This window comes from Streptomyces sp. SID5643 (genome assembly GCF_009872555.1).
GTDB classification, from domain to species: domain Bacteria; phylum Actinomycetota; class Actinomycetes; order Streptomycetales; family Streptomycetaceae; genus Streptomyces; species Streptomyces iakyrus.
This window is the reverse complement of record NZ_WWIC01000214.1, coordinates 21,001-39,693: the sequence shown is the minus strand read 5'-3', so window position 1 is coordinate 39,693 and position 18,693 is coordinate 21,001. Positions and strand designations below refer to the sequence as shown.

Genomic DNA, 18,693 nt, shown 5'->3' with positions numbered 1-18,693 from the left:
TCGGCGGCCGGGGCGGGGGCCTGCGCGGGAGCGGCCGGAGCGGACGCGGGAGCGGTGGTGGTCCCCGCGGCCCCCGCGGCCGCGGTACCCGCCGGAGCCGAGGCGGCAGCCGCCCCCGGCTTGTAGTCGGCGAAGAAGTCCCACCAGGCTCGGTCTACGGAATTCGGGTCCTGGAGGTACTGCTGATAGATCTCGTCGACGAGCCACTCGTTGGCACCGAACGACGCGGCAGGGTTCTTCCCCGCTTGGTCGGTGTCGGTCGAGATGCTCGAGTTACTGGGGGACTGTGGCGACACGGCGGCAACCGCCCTCTTCCGCTTCACAAGATGATGGACAGCGGGAATCAAGGCTACGCCCCCTGGACGGGGAAGGTCAGGTCGGGCCGGGGCAACGTCGTGCAAGTCACATCTGGAACCGTGTTTCGGGGCTTGAAATGGCGGGAAACAAGCGTGGTTCCGCTTAACGAGGGAAGGGCTCGGCAGGGCCCCGGGCGCCGGTGGCGCGGGCCTGTGCCTGATCACACGTGTCCGTCAGCGCGGACATCCGCGGATCTTGTGGCTCCGCTTCGAACTTTACGTCAACTTGGCACAGATGACAGTCCCGGAAGAGTGACAAGAATCCGGCAACCCCGCTCGGATTCGGCCACCCCGATCCGGCCCCCGTGCAGGTCCACCGCCCAGCGGGCGATCGCGAGACCGAGACCTGTGCCGCCGTCGCTGCCCGGCCCCTGCGGCCGCTTGGCGCTGCCGCGGTTGAAGCGCTCGAAGACGCGGTGCCACTCGGACTTGGGGATGCCGGGACCCTCGTCCAGGACCTCCAGCTCCAGCGACTCCGGCAGCGGGCCGCGCCGCGCCTTGACCGTCACCCGGCCGTGCGGCGGGCTGTGCTTGACCGCGTTGTCGATGAGGTTGGCGACGACCTGGTGGATGCGCTCCGGGTCCGCGTGCGCGGTCAACTCCGGTGGGTGGACGTCGAGGTGCAGATGGACGTCCGTACGGGTGTGACTGCCCGAGCCGGTGGCGATCCCCGCGCGCACCGAGGCGACCATGTTGGCCTCCTTCAGCACGCCCGACAGGTACGGCCACACCTCGAACCGCCGCTGTTTCAGCGGGACGACGCCGTTGTCCAGGCGCGACAGGTCCAGCAGCGTCTCCACCAGCCGGCCGAGGCGCTCGGTCTGCTTCAGCGCCGTGCGCATGGTCTCCGGGTCGGCCTGGGTGACCCCGTCGACGATGTTCTCCAGCACCGCGCGCAGTCCCGCGATGGGTGTGCGCAGCTCGTGCGAGACATTCGCCACGAGTTCCTTGCGCTGGCTGTCCTGGGCCTCCAGCTCATCGGCCATGGCGTTGATCGTCACGGCCAGGTCGCCCAGTTCGTCACGGCGGTTCTCCCGCGTGCGGCGGGTGTAGTCGCCCTGCGAGATGGAACGGGCCACCGCTGTCATCTCGTCCAGCGGTGCCGTGAGCGAATGCGCCACGAACTGCGTGATGAGAAGCGTGGCGATCATCGAGAAGACCGTGATGAAGCGCAGCTCCGTCTTCGTGTGCACCGCGATCACCGACAGACCTGTGGTGATCAGCACCGAGATGACGACCAGCGCGCCCAGCTTGGTCTTGATCGAGAACGGGCTCACCCCGCCCCAGGGATCCGGCTCCCCGGGGGCTCTCCGTCCGGCCGGGCCACCGCTCATGGCGTCGGGGTCTCCAGGGCGTAACCCACGCCGTGCACCGTGCGGATCCGCTCGGCGCCGATCTTCCGGCGCAGCGCCTTGATGTGGCTGTCGACGGTGCGGGTGCCGGAGGCGTCCGCCCAGTCCCAGACCTCGGCGAGCAGCTGCTCACGGGAGAGCACCGCGCGCGGGGTGTTGGCGAGGCACACCAGCAGGTCGAACTCGGTGGGCGTGAGGTGGACGTCCTCGCTGCGCACCCGGACCCGGCGCTGCGCGTGGTCGATCTCCAGCTCGCCGAGGCGCAGGATGCCGGAGCGGGGGGTGGCCGCCGCGATGGCGGCCCGCTCCACCCGGCGCAGCAGTACGTGCACGCGCGCCGCCAGCTCCCGCATCGAGAACGGCTTGGTCATGTAGTCGTCGGCGCCGACCCCGAGGCCGACCAGCATGTCGGTCTCGTCGTCGCGCGCGGTGAGCATCATCACCGGCACCGGGCGGGCGGCCTGCACGCGCCGGCAGACCTCCAGACCGTCGAAGCCGGGCAGCATGATGTCGAGGATCAGCAGGTCCGGCTGCCACGCCTCGGCCGTGTCGACCGCGGCGGGGCCGTCGCCCGCCGTTTGCACGAGGAATCCCTCGGCCCGCAGGCGGGTCGCGATGGCGTCCACGATCGTCGCGTCGTCCTCGACCACCAGGACCCGGCGCTGTGCGCCAGGAGTAGCCGTCGCCGAACCGTTGTGGGAGGTCTGTGTCTGCTCCATCGCCCGCCCCTGGGGTGTGCTTTCCGGAATCAGTGGGGTGATTCCTTCTGACTGGCTATGCCTGCGCATGGTTGCGATTGACGCTTGAATGATCGGCGTCAGGGGAGCAGCGTACGGGGAGTCAGTACGCCTTTGCTATCCAGGGCTGATGGCGAGGTGCACCACGTCGGGAACGCCCCGGGCAACCGGGATCTCTTCGGTACGCACCTGTTGGAACCCGGCATTCCGCAAGGTTTCCTCGAACTCCGGGGACGGCTGGGCGGACCAGACGGCGAGAACCCCGCCCGGTCTCAACACCCTTGCACAGCTTGCCAGTCCGGCCATTCCGTAGAGATGTCCGTTGTCGTCCGTGACGGTCCAGTCCGGCCCGTTGTCGATGTCGAGGCACAGGGCGTCGTACGTGTCGGATGTCTCATTGACGTGTGCGACGAGATCGGTCTCGACGATTTCCGTTCGGGGGTCGCCCATGGCCCGGGCGGAGAGCGCGGCGAGCGGGCCGTCGCGATGCCATGCGACGATCGCGTGCTCGCGTTCCACCACCGTGATCCGTCCCCAGCGCGGGTCCGCCGCGGCGTGCGCGAGGGAGAAGCCGACGCCGAGTCCGCCGATCAGGACGTCGGGGCGGTCCCGGCCGGCCAGCGCGTCCAGTGCCGCGTCGACCAGCCGCCGCTCCGAGCGGCCGTCGGAGGTGTCCATCAGGAAACAGCCGTTGGCGATGATCTCCAGCCGGTCGCCGTGCCGGCGCAGCACCACCTCGCCGTGCGGCCCCTCGCGACGGTCCAGGACATCGGGAATGTCGTACGGGGTAGGCATGGGGGCATCCTGGCAGGGGCGGGGGGTGCGGTGCCCGGTATTTCCCCGCGGCCCGGGCGGGACGCGGGGCGGGGCTGACGGGTTGCTGTGAATCGGCTCTCGCGTGGCGCGGATCACAGACAGCGGGGTGTCCGGGGCGAAGGCTGGGACCCGACGGAAGGAGTGCCCGCTGTGGAACGGACCGCGCCGCCCCCCGAGACGGCCACGCCGGCCCCGCCCGTGGCCGGCGTGCCGGGGCTGCTGGACGCAATGCCGCGGCAGCGGGGCCCGCACGGGGCGGCGGCTGCGGGAGTACGGGAGCCCGCCCGGGCGGCCCTGCCCCGGCCGCGGGCGCTGCGCCCCTGGCTGCTGCTGCCCACCCCCACGGGAACGCCGTTCACCTTCGGGTACACCACTCTCCTCTGTCTCACCTCGCTGATCACCGCCCACGCGGACCCGGCTCTGGTGCACGCGCTGCTCCAGGGCTCCAGCACGGACGTGGCCCATCTGGTGCGCTCGCCGGAACTGGTGCTGCTCGGCAGCGCGCTGTGGGTCGCGGGCGGGGTGACCTCGCCCTTCGCCATCGCCTTCGTGCTGGTGCTGACCGCGCTGGAGCGGCGGATCGGCAGTCTGCGCACGGCCGGTGTCTTCCTCCTCGGGCACGTCCTCGCCACCCTCGCGACCGAGGTGCCCGTGGGGCTCGCGGTACTGGCCGGGCACCTCCCCGGCAGCTCCCTGCACCGCCTCGACTACGGCGTCAGCTTCGGCGTCGCCGCCGGCATCGGCGCCCTGGCGGGTCTGCTGCCGCTCTGGCTGCGCCTGCCGCTGCTGACCGCCTTCGGCTGGATGCTCCTGACGGACCTGCTCGCCTTCACCGACCCGATGACGAACTGGGGGCACCTCATCGCCCTGGGCATCGGGATCGCCACCTGGCCGGTGGTCCGGCGTTGGTGCGCGTCGCGCCTCGGCCCGGCCGGGGGCTGAAAGCGGGACCCCTCAGCCCCGGGCGGTGGCAGGCGGAGCGTACTTCGCGCTGGTCAGCGGGGCCACGACCGTCCAGCCCAGCGCCTCGTAGAGCCCCCGCCCCGCGGGGGTCCCGGCCAGGACGCCGGTCCGCGCGCCCTGCCGGACCGCGACGTCCTGGAGCGTCCGCATGACGAGGCTGCCCAGGCCCTTGCGACGGTGTTCGGGGGCCGTCTCGATCTGGTCGACGACGGCGGTCTCGCCTGTCGGGGCGATCTGGCCGCGCGCCGCCAGGGACCCGTCCGGCGCGGCCACCATCACGCGGGTCACTCCGCCGCGGGACCAGCTGCGCAGCCGGTAGCCGTCGGGGGCGGCGGGAGCACCCTCGGCCGTCAGCGGAATCGTCATCAGATAGCCCGGCTCCGGGTCGATCCACCAGTTCTCGTCCAGCCAGCGGGAGACCACCGACGGGTCCCGGAAGGCCTTCAGCCACACGCCGTGCCCGGTCACGGCTCCGGCCACCTTGCGGACGGTCGTCTCGTCGAGGCCGTCGCCTGTGGCACCGAGCACGTGCCGGGTGACGTGCCCGTGCATCCCCATGTCGATCGTCCAGCCCCACGGCTCCGTCGTGGGCGGAGCGGCCCCGCGGGACACGACCCATCCGTTCACCCATGCCTGCACGGTGCCGTCCATGCAACCCCCCTGTAACAAGCGCAGTGGCTATTCGTCTATTACTCAAAGGACCTTACGCGGCTTTCCGCTCCCGGTGTCACAGGTGATCGCTGACAGCGAACGGTGGGCCGGGAACATCCGGGCGCTGCCGAGCATTGAGTCGGCATAGCTCAACTTGACTGCCGAAGGGGAGATCATGGCTTCGACGTCCACACCGCTCACCCTGCCCGTGCTGCCGCTCGACGGCGAGGTCGTGCTGCCCGGGATGGTGGTCCCGCTGGACCTGAGCGACTCCGAGGTCCGTGCCGCGGTGGAGGCCGCTCAGGCCGCTGCCCGGTCAACGCCCGGAAAGCCCCGGGTACTCCTGGTGCCACGCATCGACGGGACCTACGCGAACACCGGTGTCCTCGGCACCGTCGAGCAGGTCGGCCGGCTCGCCGACGGTGACCCGGGCGCCCTGATCCGCGGCCGGAGCCGGGTGCGCATCGGCGCGGGAACGACCGGGCCCGGCGCCGCACTGTGGGTCGAGGGGACCCGGGTGGACGACACCCTCGCCGATCCGCTGCCCGGCCATGTCGCCGAACTGGTCAAGGAGTACAAGGCCCTCGCCACCGCCTGGCTGCGCAAGCGCGGTGCCTGGCAGGTCGTCGACCGGGTCCAGGCCATCGACGACGTCTCGGCGCTCGCCGACAACTCCGGCTACTCGCCGTTCCTGACCACCGACCAGAAGGTCGAACTGCTGGAGACCACCGATGCGGTGGCCCGGCTCAGGCTCGCCACCCAGCAGCTGCGCGACCACCTCGCCGAGCAGGACGTGGCCGAGACCATCGCCAAGGACGTCCAGGAGGGCGTCGACAAGCAGCAGCGCGAGTTCCTGCTGCGGCGTCAGCTGGAAGCCGTCCGCAAGGAGCTGCGCGAGCTGAACGGCGAGCAGGAGGGCGAGGAGTCCGACGACTACCGCGCCCGCGTGGAGGCCGCCGACCTGCCCGAGAAGGTCCGCGAGGCCGCCCTCAAGGAGGTCGACAAGCTGGAGCGCTCCTCCGACCAGTCGCCCGAGGGGTCCTGGATCCGCACCTGGCTCGACACGGTCCTGGAGATGCCGTGGAACGAGCGCACCGAGGACGCCTACGACATCCGGGGCGCCAAGGCCGTCCTGGACGCCGAGCACTCCGGTCTCGAGGACGTGAAGGAGCGCATCACCGAGTACCTGGCGGTGCGCAAGCGGCGTGACGACCGGGGCCTCGGCGTGGTCGGCGGGCGGCGCGGCGGTGCCGTGCTCGCGCTTGTCGGGCCGCCCGGAGTCGGCAAGACCAGCCTGGGCGAGTCCGTCGCCCACGCCATGGGCCGCAAGTTCGTGCGCGTCGCCCTCGGCGGCGTGCGCGACGAGGCCGAGGTGCGGGGCCACCGGCGCACCTACGTCGGCGCCCTGCCGGGCCGTATCGTCCGGGCGATCAAGGAGGCCGGGTCGATGAACCCGGTCGTGCTGCTGGACGAGATCGACAAGGTGGGCTCGGACTTCCGGGGCGACCCGTCCGCCGCCCTGCTGGAGGTCCTCGACCCGGCACAGAACCACACCTTCCGGGACCACTACCTGGAGGTCGAGCTGGACCTGTCGGACGTCGTCTTCCTCGCGACGGCCAACGTGCTGGAGGCGATCCCGGAGGCCCTGGCCGACCGGATGGAGATCGTCCGCCTGGACGGCTACACCGAGGACGAGAAGGTCGTCATCGCCCGCGACCACCTGCTCCCGCGCCAGCTGGAGCGGGCCGGGCTCGGCGAGGACGAGGTGGCCATCGACGAGGGCGCCCTGCGCAAGCTCGCCGGCGAGTACACGCGCGAAGCGGGCGTGCGCACCCTGGAGCGGTCCGTCGCACGGCTGCTGCGCAAGATCGCCGCCCAGCACGAACTGGGCGAGCGGGAACTGCCGTTCACCGTCCGGGACGAGGACCTGCGCGACCTGATCGGCCGACCGCACCACGTGCCCGAGTCCGCCCAGGACCCGGCCGAGCGGCGGACGTCCGTGCCGGGCGTCGCGACCGGGCTCGCGGTGACCGGAGCGGGTGGTGACGTGCTGTTCGTCGAGGCGTCGCTGGCCGACCCGGAGACGGGCGCGGCCGGGCTGACCCTGACCGGTCAGCTGGGCGACGTGATGAAGGAGTCCGCGCAGATCGCGCTGAGCTTCCTGCGCTCCCACGGTGCCGAGCTCGAACTGCCGGTGGCGGATCTGAAGGACCGGGGCGTGCACATCCACTTCCCGGCGGGCGCGGTGCCGAAGGACGGCCCGAGCGCGGGCATCACCATGACGACAGCCCTCGCGTCCCTGCTGTCCGGCCGGCTGGTCCGCACGGACGTGGCGATGACCGGCGAGGTCTCGCTCACCGGGCGGGTGCTGCCGATCGGCGGTGTGAAGCAGAAGCTGCTCGCGGCGCACCGGGCCGGTGTCACCACGGTGATCATCCCCAAGCGCAACGAGCCCGACCTGGACGACGTCCCGGCGGAGGTGCTGGACAAGCTCGACGTCCACGCCGTCACCGACGTCCGCCAGGTCCTGGAGCTGGCGCTCGCGCCCGCCACCGCGGGGGTGACGCCGGAGGTTCCGGTGGCCGCGTGACGGAGGTCATCGGATGAGGGAAGGCCCGGGTCCCCGTGAGGGAGGCCCGGGCCTTCACCGTGTGGTGACCCTGTGTACGCGTACGTCGTTGACCTGCGGAATACTTGCCGGACTGCGGCGAGGGCGGCAGGTGGCGGAGAATTCCAGTACCGGACCCCAGGGCCGGGCGACGACCGAGGCAGGGGCTGACGTGCACGAGGAAGGCAACGACGGGCACCGCGATGCCGGTGTGGCCGCGAGCGGTGTGGATCAGCCCGCCTTCCTGGCCCTGGAGCGCGAGCTGACCGTGTTGCTGCGGCGCGCCCGGGCCAGCCAGGGCGAGATGGCCCGCGAGGTCCACCCCGACCTGGAGTCGTCCGCGTACGGCCTGCTGGTCCGGCTGGACGAGTGCGGAAAGCAGCGGGCCACCGAACTCGCCGCCTACATCGGGGTCGGCAAGGCGACGATGTCCCGCCAGCTGCGCGCCCTGGAGGAGCTCGGGCTGGTCGCGCGCGAGCCCGACCCCGCCGACGGGCGCGCCTGGCTCGTCGCCCTCACCCAGGAGGGCCACGACCGCGTCCGCCGGGTCCGGGAAGCCCGCCGCGCCCGCTACGCCGGCCGCCTGGCCGACTGGGACTCCCGCGAGGTCACGGAACTGGCCCGGCTGCTGAACCAGCTCAACCGGGGCATGGAGAAGTAGGACCGGCGAGCGTCCGGACCTAGAACTCGACGTACACGACCGTCGCGTCGTCGTGCCGCTTGCTCCGGCCCAGGAACGTCGCGGCGCTGTCCGACCGCTCCAGCGTCCGGACACGGTCCACCAGGGCCTGCGGGCCCTCCTTGCGGATCAGCCGGAAGCAGTCAGCCCAGTCGCCCTCCCCGAACCGTTCCACCCAGCGGGAGGCCCCGTCCGTAAGGGCGGCCAGGGCACGGACCCGGTCGCGGGGCACGGTTCCGGTCACCGCCCGGGCCGCCACCGAGGGGTCGGCCGCCGCCGTGAAGAAGCCGCCCTCCCGGTTGCGGAGCGTGGAGTCCACCAGCGCGTCCGTCGCCAGCGCCGAGCGGGGGAGCAGGGCCAGCCGGTCGTCGAGGACGGGCCTCACCTCGCCCTCCGGGGACTCCAGGAGGAGGGCGGAGTCGGACAGGACCAGATACTCCACGGTGTCCGGATCCCAGCGGGCCACGACCACTGTGGCCTGAGGGGTTCGAGGGTGAGAAAGGTCACAGGTTGCGGCGTGCGCCTCGGAGGTACGCGCGATGGCGTGGGACAGGGCGTCGACGAGGGGAACATCCGGGAGTGAAACGGTCAGTTCGGTCAGTGCGCCGCCGAGGCGTGCCGTGAACCAGGGGACGGAATGCAGACAGCCCGTCCCGGTCCTCGGCGGCGTGACCCCGTCCAGGACGACCACCGAACCGCCTTGCCCCGAGGCCGGTAGCCCGACGCCGGCGAAGTCCTCGTTGGGGTGGTCGGCGTCTCCCGGCTCCGAGGCGAGTTCAGTACGCATCCAGCCAGTCTGCACGAGCCCTTCACAAGGTCCGCAAAAGGCTGCCAATGGTTGCCGTTCCGGCGCAGCCGCGCAGGTCAGGCGTCGGGTTTGGGCGGGAATGATTTGTTCCGGGAAGACGTGGTGGCGAATACTGCCACCGGCCGTCCCCGTCGTCCAACCGGCGTGCCGCGCCAGGTCGCTGCACGGACCTGCGGAACTTGCCCCTCAACTCCGGTCCGGGGTTCACTCCTTCGGGTGGCGGGTCAGGTGATGCGCGTGCGCTGCCCACCGGCGCTGGGAGGGTCGGGAAGTGTACCGGGAGTACGCACCAGTTGACGGAGCGTCATCCGGGCCCAAGGGTTCACGAGTCAGGAATGCGAGCACCGGTGCAGAAGACGCGGCCTCGTCGCACAGGCAAGCAGACGGCCCCCGTTCAGGGTGCTGAGCCGACGCCCCCCACCGGCAAGGGACGCCCCACCCACGTACGCAACCGGCTGATCGTCGCCGTGGCCGTGGTGGCCGCGGCCATCGCCGGTGCCGGCGCCCCCTCCGTCATCGCCGCCTCCGGGCAACTCCACGACACCCAGGAGCTGGTGACGCTCGCGGAGCAGACGCAGGACGCCCTCGCCCTCGCGCACTCCCTCGCCGACGAGCGGGACGACGTCACCTCCTACATCGCCGCCGGGCGCCCCAAGTCCAAGGCGCCCTCCGAACAGCACAGCGCCCGGGTGGACCGGCAGGTCGAGGAGCTGCGCTCCGACACCGACACGCCCGCATCGCTGCGCTCCGACCTCGACGGCATAGCGTCCGTGCGCAGGGCGGCGCTCACCGGCAAGAGCAGCGCCCTCGAAGCGCACCAGGCGTACTCCGCCGCCATCACCGAACTCCACCGGCTCGCCGAGCAGCTGGCGCAGCAGACGCCGCCGCGCGCCGGCTCCGGCTCGTACGCGCTGGCCGAGCTGGACTCCGCCGTCCAGCAGGCCGCCTCGGCCCGCGGGCTGCTGCTCGCCGCGCTGAGCGTGCCGCGCAGCACGGAGACGGTCATCGACCCCGTCACCGGCCTGCCGACCGAGACCTCCACCTCCTCGGACGCCGACACCCGGCAGCGCGACGCCCTGAGCGCCGCCGCCCAGCAGGCCCGGCTGCGTTCCGACGCGGCCCTGGCCGACTTCCGCACGACCGCGCCCAAGCCGGCCCGCGCCTCCTTCGACTCCACGGTCACCGGCACCGAGGTCAACTCCGCCGACAAGTACCTCGCCACCCTGACCGACCAGCCGACGCTCTCCCGCACCGACCTCGCCACCAGCACCAAGAGGCTGGACGCGGCCCTGTCCGCCCGCGTCGACCTGATGCGCGGCGTGGAGTCGGCCCTCTACGACCGGCGCACCAAGGAGCTGGAGGCGCTGCGCGACGACGACGTCACCGCGCTGGAGATCCGCGTCGCCGTCCTCGGTGCCCTCATGCTGCTCGCCGTCGGCGTCGCCACCGGCATGGCCCGCAGCCTCACCCGGCCGCTCGCGGTCCTGCGCCTGGGATCGAAGCGCCTCGCCGAGGCCGAGGACCCGGCGGCCGAGGAGCCGGTGAAGTTCACCGGCCGCAACGACGAGTTCGCCCAGGCCGTCCGCTCCGTCAACGCCCTGCACGCGCACGCGGCCGTCCTCACCGAGCGGATCACCACGCTGGAGTCCGACCGCAAGCACCTGGTCGGCCAGCGCCAGAAGATGGCCGACGCGCGCGAGGAACTGCGCGGCGAACTCGCCGAGTCCGCCGCCCAGCTGGAGCGGCTGCGCACCGCCATCGGGGGGACGTTCGTCAACCTCGCCCTGCGCACCCTCGGTCTCGTCGAGCGGCAACTGGCCGTCATCGAGAACCTGGAGGAGCGCGAGCAGGACCCGGACCGGCTCGCCACGCTGTTCAAGCTCGACCACTTCGCCACGGTCATGCGCCGGCACAGTGAGAACCTGCTGGTCCTCGCCGGTACCGAGCACGTCCAGCACGCCGCCGGGCCCGTGCCGCTGGTGGACGTCGTCCGCGCCGCGGTGAGCGAGATCGAGCGGTATGAGCGGGTCCGGATCGCCGCGCTGCCGCCGCACGCGCACATCGCCGGCTTCGCCGCGGACGACCTCTCCCACCTGCTGGCCGAACTCATGGAGAACGCCACCTCGTTCTCCCCGCCCGACCTGCCCGTCGAGATCTCCGGCTGGCTGCTGGAGAACGGCGAGGTCATGCTCTCCGTCCAGGACGAGGGCATCGGCATGGCCGAGGACCGGCTGGAGCGCCTCAACTCCCGCCTGTCCGACTTCGACCCCGAGGCGCCCTACGACCAGGAGGGCGAGGACGGCCTCGGCCTCGGCCTGTACGTCGTGGCCCGGCTCGCCCACCGCCACGGCGCGCGGGTCCAGTTGCGCGAGCAGAAGCAGGGCGGTGTCGCGGCCGTCGTCGTCCTGCCCCGCGCGCTCCTCGCCGCCGCCCCGGCCGCGGCCGTCCCGGCCTCCGGCCCCCTCGCCGGCACGACGCACTCCGTCTCCTTCCCGGGCGCCGACGCCGAGGCCAACTCCAACGTCCTGCCCGGCCGCACGGCCGGCGACGACCCGCTGGTGGCCCTGGCCGAGAAGGCGGTACGCCAGGACGAAGCCGGGGGAGCCACCGCGACGCCCGGCACGGAACCGGCCGGGGCGACGGGGGAGGAGACCCCCCAGACTTCCGCCGGACCCTCGACGCACGACGACGTGTCCGCTCCCGCGGGCCCGGCGGCGGCTGCCGCGTCGGGGGCGCCCGCTGAACCGGCCGCGCACGACGGGCTGGTTGCCCCCACCGAACCGGCGACTTCCGTGGAACGGCCCGCGCCCACCGGGCGGCCCGCCCACGCCGACCCGACGGCGCCCACCGGGCACACGGCAGACACCGACCTGGCCGCATCCGCCGACCTGGCCGCATCCGCCGACCGGGCCGCATCCGCCGCCCGGGCGGCAGATGACGCCCCGGCGACGGTCGCCGTTCCGGTGACGCCCGCCGATCCGGCGGCAGACGCCGACACGGCGACGCCCGCCGGCCCGGGCACACCTGCCGCCCCGGCGACGCCCGCCGAAGCGTCCGCGCCCGCCGCATCCCCCGCACACGCCGCTCCCGCCACCCCCGCCGAGCCGGACGACGCCGCGGCACCCGTGGAATCCCCCGCGGAGACCACGATGGAACTGCTGATTCCCGTACAGCCGGGGGAGTCGGACCCGGTCGGGCACGAAACCGTGGCCGGTGACGGCGAGGCCATGTCGCACGGGCCGTCCGTGCCCGACGCGGGGAGCGTCGCGGACGAGGACGGCAGCCCGGAGCACGAACGCGCGCCCGACGAGGAGGAGGACCGCGTCACCGACAAGGGCCTCCCCAAGCGCACCCCGAAGATCACCGCTCAGACCACCGCCCCGCGCCAGCGCAGCGGCTCCGTCGACGCCGACGCCCTGCGCCGCCGACTCGGCGGGTTCCGCCAGGGCGCCCAGGCCGGCTACCGCGACGTGGAGGCGGAGATCGCCGAGAGGACGGCCTCGCACCAGCGGCCGGCCACCGGCACTGCACGACCAGCTGGATCCGGAGAATCCACGGGGGGCACAGTCGAGGAGGCAAGCAGTTGACCGCGCCCAGTACCTTCGGACTGATCGGACTGAGCAGTGAGGCCCGCAACCTGCACTGGCTGCTGACCAACCTCGTCGAGGAGGTACCCGGCATCCTGTCCGTCGCGGTCGTCTCCTCCGACGGGCTGCTCCTGCTCTCCTCCGACGACCACCGCAACAAGGAGGCCCGGGAGGCCCTCCAGGCCCGCGGGGCCAAGCGGACCGGGCCACGCGGCTCCGCCGCCGACCTGGCCACCATCGTCTCCGGCATCGGCAGCCTCACCGTCGGCGCCGCCCGGCTGATGGACTCCGGCGGGGTCCGGCACACGATGGTCGCGATGGACGAGGGCAGCCTGTTCGTGATGTCGATCAGCGACGGCTCGCTGCTCGGCGTCCACGGCTCCGCCGACTGCGACATGAGCGTCGTGGCGTACCACATGGCCCTGTTCGTCGGCCGCGCCGGCCACGTGCTGACGCCCGAACTCCGCAGTGAGCTCCGTAAATCCCTGGAGGATTCCCAGACGGCGGGGAGTGCCCGATGAGCAGCAAGCCGAAGCAGCACCTGCCCGTCCGCGGCGGCGACCGCAAACCCGCCCGGGTCCGCCCCTACTCGCTCACCGGCGGCCGCACCCGCTTCGGCCACGTCCTCCTCGTGGAGACGTTCGTGGCGAGCACGGCCGCGCTCGACGCCCCCGAGGAGCGCAGGGAACTGACGAACGGCCACCTCTCCACCCGCGTGATGCCGGAGCTGCGGGCCATCGTCGAACTGTGCCGCCGGATGCGTACGGTGGCCGAGATCGCCGCGCTGCTGAAGATGCCGCTCGGCGTGGTCCGCGTGCTCCTCAGCGACCTCGCGGACCAGGGAAAGATCCGTGTGTACGGAACGGGCACCGGCCACGGCACGGGCCGCCCGGACCGGGCTCTGCTGGAAAGGGTGCTGAGTGGACTCCGTCGTCTCTGACGCCGCTCACGGCGTTGCTGATTCCTCCCCGTTCGGCCGGCCGGACGACGGCATGCACGCCTGGGAGACGGACCGCACCCGGGCCCCCATAGCCACGAAGATCGTGGTGGCGGGCGGCTTCGGCGTGGGCAAGACCACGCTGGTCACCGCCGTCTCGGAGATCACGCCCCTCCAGACGGAGGCGCTGATGACCGAGGCGAGCGAGGCGACCGACGACCTCACCGCCACCCCGGGCAAGTCCACCACCACCGTGGCCATGGACTTCGGGCGCATCACGCTCGACGACGACCTGGTGCTCTACCTGTTCGGCACGCCCGGCCAGCAGCGGTTCTGGTTCATGTGGGACGACATCGTGCGCGGCGCGATCGGCGCCGTCGTCCTGGCCGACACCCGCCGCCTGAAGGACTGCTTCCCGGTCCTGGACTACTTCGAGAGCTCCGGACTGCCCTACGTGGTCGCGGTCAACCACTTCGACGGCAGCGAGCTGTTCGAGCCGGAGGACGTGCGGGAGGCCCTGACCATCCCGCGACACATACCTGTCATGATCATGGACGCGCGTCGCCGGATCTCCGTGATCGAGACCCTCCTGGCCCTCGTGGGCCACGCGCTCGACGAAACCCCCGAGTAGAGGACAGCCCGCATGCGGAAGATACTCGTCGTCGGAGCCGGTCAGTCCGGGCTCCAGATCGCCCTCGGCCTCCAGTCACAGGGGTACGAGGTCACCCTGATGTCCAACCGGACGGCGGACGAGATCCGCACCGGCCGGGTCATGTCGACGCAGTGCATGTTCCACACGGCCCTGCAGCACGAGCGCGATCTCCAGCTGAACTTCTGGGAGTCCCAGGCCCCGAAGATCGAAGGACTCGGCGTCTCGGTCGCCGCACCCGGCTCCTGGGCCGAAGGCCCCTCCGCCCGCGCCATCGACTGGCTGGGCCGGCTCGACGGCTACGCCCAGTCCGTCGACCAGCGTGTGAAGATGGCCGGCTGGATGGAGACGTTCGCCCAGCGCGGCGGGCAGCTCGTCATCCACGGCGCGGCCGTCGGCGACCTCGACTACTTCTCCCGCACCTACGACCTGGTGCTCGTCGCCGCCGGCAAGGGCGAACTGGTCCAGATGTTCGGCCGCGACGCCGAGCGCTCCCCGTACAGCGAACCGCAGCGCGCGCTGGCCGTCGCGTACGTCCACGGCCTCGGCCCGCGCCCCGAGCACCCGGACACCGAAGCGGTCCGCTGCAACCTCGTGCCGGGCGTCGGCGAACTGTTCGTCATGCCGACCCTGACCACCTCCGGCCGCGCCGACATCCTGTTCTGGGAGGGCATACCCGGCGGCCCGCTCGACGCCTTCAACGGCGTCAAGGACCCCGCGGAACACCTCTCCCTGACCCTGGAACTCATGGAGCGGTACGTCCCCTGGGAGTACGCGCGGGCCACCAAGGTCGAACTGACCGACGCCGGCGGCACCCTGGCCGGACGCTACGCCCCCACCGTCCGCAACCCCGTCGGCCGGCTCCCCGGCGGCGGGCTCGTGCTGGGCGTCGCGGACGTCGTCGTGGCCAACGACCCGATCACCGGGCAGGGCTCCAACTCGGCGTCCAAGTGCGCCGCCGCCTACCTCTCCTCGATCACCGAGCACGGCGACAAGCCGTTCGACGAGGAGTGGATGCGGGCCACCTTCGACCGCTACTGGAACACCGCCCAGCACGTCACCAAGTGGACCAACGCGATGCTCGCGCCGCCGCCGGAGCACATCCTGAACCTCATCGGTGCCGCCGGTGAGCTCCAGCCGGTCGCCGACCGCTTCGCCAACGGCTTCGACAATCCGGCCGACTTCGAGAACTTCTTCTACGACCCGGACAAGACGCAGGCCTACCTGGCCGAGGTGTCCGGCGCGGGCGCCGCGTAACCGTCGTAGCCCTCGTCGGACCCGTCCGTGGCCCCCTCGGGGAGCTCCAGCGGCTCGTACCGCCGCAGGGGCTTCCCGTCCGGGTCCGGACGTACGGCGCCCAGGACGGGGTTGGCCGCGATCGGCGAGACCTTCACCTCCGCGCCCGGGCGGGGCGCCTGCACCACCATGCCGTCCCCGAGGTACAGCGCCACGTGCGTGGCCTTCTCGAAGTAGACGACCAGGTCGCCGGGGCGCAGCTCGTCCAGCGGGATCCGCTCCAGCCGCTTCCACTGCTCCTGGCTGGTCCGTGGGACGGGCACCCCGGCCTCGGCCCAGGCCCTGGAGGTCAGCCCCGAGCAGTCGAACGACCCCGGGCCCTCCGCGCCCCACTCGTACGGCTTGCCGAGCTGCCGCACGGCGTAGCGCACGGCCCGGCGGCCCTCGGCCGACGGGGCACGGAGGCCGCCGCTCCTCCGCTCGTTCCCACGGTTCTTGCCGTCGCCGGCGCTTTCGTCGCCGCTTTCGTCGCCGTCGTCACCGTGGCGTTCGCTGCCGAGCGCGCCGGACGCCATGAACTCCTTCTGCGCCTTGGCGACGCCCTTCCGCTCGAACTCGGCGAGGTCGATGAGCTGGTCGCGGCTGAGGGAGGCGAGCAGCTTCTCGACGTCGTGCAGGCGGGCGCGGACCTCGTCCCGTTCCTTCTTGCGCCGTTCGGTGAGGGCCAGCTGCCGGTCGAGGGCCGTGCGGGCCTTGTGGGCCAGTTCGTCGGCCTTGCGTTCGTCGCCGGTCAGCCGGCCGATGGTGCCGGCCCGTTCCCGGGCCAGCCGGCCGATCACATGGCCCTGCTCGATCGCGTGCTGCGGATCGCGGGCCAGGAGCAGGCGTACGTACGGGGAGATGTCGGTGCTGCTCTGGTACTGCTGCCGGGCCAGCCGGCCGGCCGCGCCCCGGCTGTCGTGCAGGGAGAGCCGGGCGCGCGCGAGGGCACGGTCAAGGCGGTCGGTCCCGGCGCGCTGCTTCTTCAGCTTCTCCTCGGTGGCGTTGTAGGCCTCGCTGGCCTCCTCGGCCTTCCGGTACAGAGCCTGAAGATCTGTCAGGAGAGCGGCGATGTCGTGCTGTTCCGTCTCGTGCTGTTCCGCGTCCGGCTCGGGAGCGGCCGCGGCGGGGACGGGCGCAAGGACGGTTCCGGCCGCCGTCGCCGCGATGCAGACCAGACGCAGAAGCTTTCCTGACATGCCATCACCTCCGGTGCGGGGGCGGCGTGGTGCCGCCGGACATCGTGAGGATCAGGCGTGTGCGGGCGGTGCGCGCGGTGGGTGTGCGCGGTTCGGCGCAACGGGGTCACCCGTCGGCGTCGTCCGGCTTGCCGCGCGGCGTGGCGTCTGGCTTCGACCAGGGCCAGTTGAGCCGGCGGGGCGGGACGCCCTCCGAGGCGTACTCGTACTTCCAGCGGTTGGACAGGCCGACCCGGCCCGGGCCCCGGGGGACGCGGCGGTAGACGAGCACGGTGTCGGGTCCGCCGTCGGGGTCCGGGACGGGGATGCGGTACGTCTTGGGCGGGTGGCTGGTGATGCCGAGGAGGACGGGCAGGACCCTGCCGTCCATCGGACCGCCCTCGAAGGGGGTGTCTTCGCTCTTCACGTGATCAGTGTCAGACATCCTCGGCGAGCGCCCGGACCAGGGCGTCGGTCTGCGGGTCGCGGCGGGCGGTGACGGTCAGCATCGCCACGAACTGCTCGACGAGCCAGTCGCGGAGCTCTTCGGCGGGGGGCTGCTTGTCCTCGTCGAGCCAGATGAGCGACGACGCCTCCACCGCGGTGATCCACATGCGGACGGTCATGCGCAGGCCGGGACCGGGGCCGGTGACGCCCAGGTGGCTGAGGATGTGCTCGGCGGCGACGCGGCGGACGCCGTCGACGATGGCGGTGGTGCGGGAGGTCTCGACGACGCTGCCGCCCTGGAGGAGGGCGCTGAAGCCGGTGTCGTGCTCGTCGACGAAGGCGAGGTAGCGGTCGAGGGCGCGGGACAGGCGGGGGAGGAGGGGGCCTTCGCGGGGCTCGTCGAAACAGTGCTGGAGCTCGTCGGCGGCGGAGCGCAGGGCGGCCTCGTAGAGCTGCTGCTTGCCCCCGGGGAAGTACCGGTACACCAGGGGCCGCGAGACCCCGGCCGCCTCCGCCACGTCATCGAGCGACACCTCCTCCGGGGCGCGGTGGGCGAAGAGGTCCAGCGCCGAGGTCAGCAGCTGGCTGCGGCGTTCCTCGACGCTGAGTCGCCGGTAGGCGGGGGTGGGGGCGGCTGGTGTCATGCCTCGCAGGGTAATCGGGGGACTGGGGTGTGCGCCCCTACGCCAGCAGCCCCGACGACTTCCACAGCCGCCGTCCGACCCCCCGCAGCACTCCGATGTCGTCCAGGAAGTCGGTCAGCTTCCTGGAGCCGTTCTGCATGACCTCCCGGCGGTGGCCGCTCGCGCGGACCTGGGCGAGGGCCTCCCGCTTGTCCAGGCCCACGTTCGTGTAGACGTCGGGGTTCACGAACGCCACCGAGAAGACGCGGGCGAACTCGCCCGAGGTGATGCGGGTGAACTCCTTGGACCACTTGGGCGCGGTCACCATCTGACGGCGGAGCTCCTCACGGGCGTAGCGGACGTGGCGGGCCTCCTCCACGACGTGGATCCGGGTGACGCCGCGGACCAGGGTCTGGACGCGCTCGTCGGGGAACGTCAGCCGCTGCATCCAGTCCAGGACCTCCTCGCCCAGCAGGGTCGCCGTGAAGGAACCCGGCGTGGTGGAGATGGTCTTGAACAGGCGGCCCAGCTGCTGGTGCGCGCGGCTGACCGGGTACCAGGGCGTGTCGCCCTGGGCGATCAGCCGGGCGAACATCCTGGAGTGCCGGCACTCGTCCTCGATCTCGGTGAGCGCGTAGCGGACGTGCGCGCTCGTGGCCGCCTTGTCGTAGATGTGCCGCACCAGCAGCTGCATGAGGATGATCTCGAACCAGATGCCGAGCGAGGCCAGGGCCGCCGCCTCGTGCTGGGAGAGCAGGATCCGCTGTTCCTCGCCCATCCGCTTCCACAGCGGGGTGTCGTAGAGCGACACCAGCTCCGGCGGCCAGAACCACTTGCCCTCCTCGAAGGGCGCGTCCCAGTCCAGCTCCTTGTCCGGGTCGAAGGAGTGCTTGGCGGAGGAGTCGAGCAGCCGCTGGGCCACCTGCTCCCGGTCCTTCAGCAGGCCGAGGGCATCGCGCAGGCCGTCGAGCGCATCGGCTTCCGTCAGGGTCGTCATGGCTGCCCACCTCGTTGTGCACACGTCACT

At 72.1% G+C, this 18,693-nt stretch carries 18 protein-coding genes; 8 read left to right on the top strand and 10 right to left on the bottom strand.

Annotated features, from left to right (window positions below; genetic code table 11):
* The 4 genes from GTY56_RS24025 to GTY56_RS24010 form a co-directional block, all read right to left on the bottom strand.
* Window positions 1-296, bottom strand: a 296-nt coding sequence (locus GTY56_RS24025; protein ID WP_161367406.1) for a 2-oxoglutarate dehydrogenase E1 subunit family protein, incomplete at its 3' end; no start/stop codon positions are given.
* 281 nt (window positions 297-577) lie between these two features.
* Window positions 578-1,690, bottom strand: coding sequence for a sensor histidine kinase (locus GTY56_RS24020; RefSeq protein ID WP_161367405.1), 1,113 nt, complete (start codon window positions 1,688-1,690; stop codon window positions 578-580).
* Complete coding sequence (locus GTY56_RS24015) at window positions 1,687-2,427, bottom strand: response regulator transcription factor (RefSeq protein ID WP_030851757.1); 741 nt, start codon at window positions 2,425-2,427, stop codon at window positions 1,687-1,689. Before GTY56_RS24015 ends, GTY56_RS24020 begins: the two co-directional genes overlap by 4 nt.
* Before the next feature lie 135 nt (window positions 2,428-2,562).
* A complete protein-coding gene (locus GTY56_RS24010; protein WP_161367404.1) occupies window positions 2,563-3,240 on the bottom strand; it encodes a spermidine synthase family protein in 678 nt (225 codons plus the stop codon).
* Between the two features lie 171 nt (window positions 3,241-3,411).
* On the opposite strand from GTY56_RS24010, the gene GTY56_RS24005 reads away from it, so the two are divergent.
* Window positions 3,412-4,203 carry a rhomboid-like protein gene (locus tag GTY56_RS24005; RefSeq protein ID WP_161367403.1) on the top strand — a complete coding sequence of 264 codons (792 nt, stop codon included), beginning with the start codon at window positions 3,412-3,414 and terminating at the stop codon, window positions 4,201-4,203.
* A gap of 12 nt (window positions 4,204-4,215) precedes the next feature.
* On the opposite strand, the gene GTY56_RS24000 is transcribed toward GTY56_RS24005, so the two are convergent.
* Window positions 4,216-4,875 (bottom strand): GNAT family N-acetyltransferase, encoded by a 660-nt coding sequence (locus tag GTY56_RS24000; protein WP_161367402.1) that lies wholly within the window; start codon window positions 4,873-4,875, stop codon window positions 4,216-4,218.
* Between the two features lie 175 nt (window positions 4,876-5,050).
* On the opposite strand from GTY56_RS24000, the gene lon reads away from it, so the two are divergent.
* Window positions 5,051-7,465, top strand: coding sequence for an endopeptidase La (gene lon, locus GTY56_RS23995; RefSeq protein WP_161367401.1), 2,415 nt, complete (start codon window positions 5,051-5,053; stop codon window positions 7,463-7,465).
* Window positions 7,466-7,655: 190 nt separating this feature from the next.
* The gene (locus tag GTY56_RS23990) at window positions 7,656-8,144 is read left to right on the top strand and encodes a MarR family winged helix-turn-helix transcriptional regulator (protein ID WP_062929039.1); all 489 of its coding nucleotides are present in this window, start codon (window positions 7,656-7,658) and stop codon (window positions 8,142-8,144) included.
* Between the two features lie 19 nt (window positions 8,145-8,163).
* Here the strand turns inward: GTY56_RS23990 and GTY56_RS23985 are convergent, their stop codons facing one another.
* Window positions 8,164-8,949: a protein phosphatase 2C domain-containing protein gene (locus GTY56_RS23985; protein WP_161367400.1), complete on the bottom strand. Its 786-nt coding sequence runs from the start codon at window positions 8,947-8,949 to the stop codon at window positions 8,164-8,166.
* 368 nt (window positions 8,950-9,317) lie between these two features.
* Between GTY56_RS23985 and GTY56_RS23980 the strand changes: the two genes are divergently transcribed.
* The 5 genes from GTY56_RS23980 to GTY56_RS23960 are packed head-to-tail and all read left to right on the top strand — an operon-like array spanning window position 9,318 to window position 15,400.
* Window positions 9,318-12,557: a nitrate- and nitrite sensing domain-containing protein gene (locus GTY56_RS23980; RefSeq protein WP_161367399.1), complete on the top strand. Its 3,240-nt coding sequence runs from the start codon at window positions 9,318-9,320 to the stop codon at window positions 12,555-12,557.
* On the top strand, window positions 12,554-13,078 hold the full coding sequence (locus GTY56_RS23975; RefSeq protein WP_161367398.1) for a roadblock/LC7 domain-containing protein: 525 nt from the start codon (window positions 12,554-12,556) through the stop codon (window positions 13,076-13,078). Before GTY56_RS23980 ends, GTY56_RS23975 begins: the two co-directional genes overlap by 4 nt.
* On the top strand, window positions 13,075-13,497 hold the full coding sequence (locus tag GTY56_RS23970; protein WP_033313523.1) for a DUF742 domain-containing protein: 423 nt from the start codon (window positions 13,075-13,077) through the stop codon (window positions 13,495-13,497). The genes GTY56_RS23975 and GTY56_RS23970 overlap by 4 nt, the downstream gene beginning before the upstream one ends.
* Window positions 13,478-14,125: an ATP/GTP-binding protein gene (locus tag GTY56_RS23965; protein ID WP_161367397.1), complete on the top strand. Its 648-nt coding sequence runs from the start codon at window positions 13,478-13,480 to the stop codon at window positions 14,123-14,125. Before GTY56_RS23970 ends, GTY56_RS23965 begins: the two co-directional genes overlap by 20 nt.
* A gap of 12 nt (window positions 14,126-14,137) precedes the next feature.
* Entirely contained in the window at window positions 14,138-15,400 is a 1,263-nt protein-coding gene (locus tag GTY56_RS23960; protein WP_161367396.1) for a styrene monooxygenase/indole monooxygenase family protein, read from the top strand.
* Here GTY56_RS23960 and GTY56_RS23955 read toward each other — a convergent pair.
* The 4 genes from GTY56_RS23955 to GTY56_RS23940 form a co-directional block, all read right to left on the bottom strand.
* Window positions 15,364-16,617 carry a C40 family peptidase gene (locus tag GTY56_RS23955; RefSeq protein ID WP_161367395.1) on the bottom strand — a complete coding sequence of 418 codons (1,254 nt, stop codon included), beginning with the start codon at window positions 16,615-16,617 and terminating at the stop codon, window positions 15,364-15,366. The genes GTY56_RS23960 and GTY56_RS23955 overlap by 37 nt on opposite strands.
* Before the next feature lie 106 nt (window positions 16,618-16,723).
* Window positions 16,724-17,023, bottom strand: coding sequence for a DUF8847 domain-containing protein (locus GTY56_RS23950; RefSeq protein ID WP_161367394.1), 300 nt, complete (start codon window positions 17,021-17,023; stop codon window positions 16,724-16,726).
* Window positions 17,024-17,033: 10 nt separating this feature from the next.
* Window positions 17,034-17,687 carry a TetR/AcrR family transcriptional regulator gene (locus tag GTY56_RS23945; protein WP_161367393.1) on the bottom strand — a complete coding sequence of 218 codons (654 nt, stop codon included), beginning with the start codon at window positions 17,685-17,687 and terminating at the stop codon, window positions 17,034-17,036.
* Between the two features lie 37 nt (window positions 17,688-17,724).
* A complete protein-coding gene (locus GTY56_RS23940; RefSeq protein WP_161367392.1) occupies window positions 17,725-18,663 on the bottom strand; it encodes an AurF N-oxygenase family protein in 939 nt (312 codons plus the stop codon).
* Between the last annotated feature and the right edge of the window lie 30 nt (window positions 18,664-18,693).

Bases quoted from the DNA above. Each gene is read 5' to 3' on its own strand.
- GTY56_RS24020 (WP_161367405.1), bottom strand. From the start codon at position 1,690: ATGAGCGGTGGCCCGGCCGGACGGAGAGCCCCCGGGGAGCCGGATCCC.
- GTY56_RS24015 (WP_030851757.1), bottom strand. From the start codon at position 2,427: ATGGAGCAGACACAGACCTCCCACAACGGTTCGGCGACGGCTACTCCT.
- GTY56_RS24010 (WP_161367404.1), bottom strand. From the start codon at position 3,240: ATGCCTACCCCGTACGACATTCCCGATGTCCTGGACCGTCGCGAGGGG.
- GTY56_RS24000 (WP_161367402.1), bottom strand. From the start codon at position 4,875: ATGGACGGCACCGTGCAGGCATGGGTGAACGGATGGGTCGTGTCCCGC.
- lon (WP_161367401.1), top strand. From the start codon at position 5,051: ATGGCTTCGACGTCCACACCGCTCACCCTGCCCGTGCTGCCGCTCGAC.
- GTY56_RS23985 (WP_161367400.1), bottom strand. From the start codon at position 8,949: ATGCGTACTGAACTCGCCTCGGAGCCGGGAGACGCCGACCACCCCAAC.
- GTY56_RS23970 (WP_033313523.1), top strand. From the start codon at position 13,075: ATGAGCAGCAAGCCGAAGCAGCACCTGCCCGTCCGCGGCGGCGACCGC.
- GTY56_RS23960 (WP_161367396.1), top strand. From the start codon at position 14,138: ATGCGGAAGATACTCGTCGTCGGAGCCGGTCAGTCCGGGCTCCAGATC.
- GTY56_RS23955 (WP_161367395.1), bottom strand. From the start codon at position 16,617: ATGTCAGGAAAGCTTCTGCGTCTGGTCTGCATCGCGGCGACGGCGGCC.
- GTY56_RS23945 (WP_161367393.1), bottom strand. From the start codon at position 17,687: ATGACACCAGCCGCCCCCACCCCCGCCTACCGGCGACTCAGCGTCGAG.
- GTY56_RS23940 (WP_161367392.1), bottom strand. From the start codon at position 18,663: ATGACGACCCTGACGGAAGCCGATGCGCTCGACGGCCTGCGCGATGCC.